Raw genomic sequence first — 941 nt, 5'->3', positions numbered from 1 at the left:
GTGGGCTCGGAGATGTGTATAAGAGACAGGAAGTAGATTCATGAAACTTTTTGCAGTAAGTGCTCGTAAAGTCATTCGTACACAAATCGCGAGGAGGAACTTCACATGTTCAAAAAACTAGCAGCAGATTTAACGGGATTCAGTGATATCGGACAAGTCATTCATCCTGATGATTTCGACAAAGCAGCCGCTGACGATTATGTCTTACATGAAGACGGCGAGAAAATCTACTTCTTGATCAAATCTAAATCTGACGAGTATTGCTTTACGAATCTGGCTTTGATTCACCTCGATGGAGAAAGTGCCGTCAGTTCAAAACGTGTACTCTACCGCTATCCGTATGCACATTATCCGATTCGCCACGTCATGTTCGAAACGGCGGGAACGGTCGATCTTGATGTCGAGATCAAATTCGAGATCGGTGGCAAACATTATTCGATCGACGTCGATAAAAAACAACTCGAACATGTGAAAGATCTTTACAAAACACTTCTTGCCATCGCTGAAAAACAGTATGAAGGACAAAAGATGCTCGAGTTCGCGAACAGCTCATTGAATCATTCCGTCACGATTCTCGGCGGACTTCGTCAAGGTGATATGAACGTACCGCAAACATTCAAGGAGTTGTCTGAACAATCCTTCGAGTGGCTACAAGGTCACTACCATCAGTGGAACCAGCGTGACTTTGGTTCATACTACGAAAAGTACATCAACAACTAATCACTAAAAAAGCCGCCCTCTTCAAGAGGACGGCTTTTTTCATTCTTCATTCGCTTGACTTAAATATTCAGCGACGGTTTCCGCTAACTTGACAGGTAATCCTGCTTCCGCCAACTGTTCGATCGTTGCGCGTCGCAAGCTGCGCATCGATCCGAAATGACGAATCAACTGCTGGCGTCGTTTCGGTCCAACTCCTGGAATCTCGTCGAGCAAGGAACGGG

At 45.1% G+C, this 941-nt stretch carries 2 protein-coding genes; one reads left to right on the top strand and one right to left on the bottom strand.

The features are described 5' to 3' along the window. Positions 1–105 precede the first annotated feature (105 nt). Positions 106–720, top strand: coding sequence for a PH domain-containing protein (locus F8N00_RS18110; RefSeq protein WP_023468990.1), 615 nt, complete (start codon positions 106–108; stop codon positions 718–720). A 39-nt stretch (positions 721–759) separates the two neighbouring features. Here the strand turns inward: F8N00_RS18110 and F8N00_RS18105 are convergent. Further along, positions 760–941, bottom strand: a 182-nt coding sequence (locus tag F8N00_RS18105) for a helix-hairpin-helix domain-containing protein (RefSeq protein WP_421018763.1), incomplete at its 5' end; no start/stop codon positions are given.

The organism is Exiguobacterium sp. A1_3_1, assembly GCF_048985645.1.
Taxonomy (GTDB): Bacteria; Bacillota; Bacilli; order Exiguobacteriales; family Exiguobacteriaceae; genus Exiguobacterium_A; species Exiguobacterium_A indicum.
Note: the sequence above shows the minus strand (reverse complement) of the source record. Positions and strands in the feature narration are given on the sequence as shown.

What these genes read in the sequence shown, in the direction of transcription:
- F8N00_RS18110 (WP_023468990.1), top strand. Translation starts at nt 106, where the DNA reads ATGTTCAAAAAACTAGCAGCAGATTTAACGGGATTCAGTGATATCGGA.